Here is a 250-nt window from a genome sequence, read left to right as displayed (position 1 = left end):
CAGTTTCATCCCCGTCTTGCAGGCCAGCATACTGATGGCTTCACCCGCTGCCACCGTAAAACGCTTCAGTGCACTGATATCCGTATTCTGTCGGGACATAATCCCCACGCTGGCACTGCCCGAGGAAACGCGCACACCTTCCGGGCTGCTGATGCTGATGCCTTGCGGTGCATTCAGGACCATCCCCGGCTGTGCCAGGTCCGTCAGGGCATCCGTCAGCATTTTCTGACTCCGGATATCCGCCGGATAC

1 protein-coding gene is annotated in these 250 nt (G+C 58.8%); it reads right to left on the bottom strand.

Annotated elements, in window-relative coordinates; genetic code table 11:
• Window positions 1-250, bottom strand: a 250-nt coding sequence (locus tag HEM79_RS23245; protein WP_183082736.1) for a DUF2345 domain-containing protein, incomplete at both ends; no start/stop codon positions are given.

Source organism: Escherichia sp. 93.0816 (assembly GCF_013368855.2).
Lineage (GTDB): Bacteria > Pseudomonadota > Gammaproteobacteria > Enterobacterales > Enterobacteriaceae > Escherichia > Escherichia ruysiae.
Note: the sequence above shows the minus strand (reverse complement) of the source record. Positions and strands in the feature narration are given on the sequence as shown.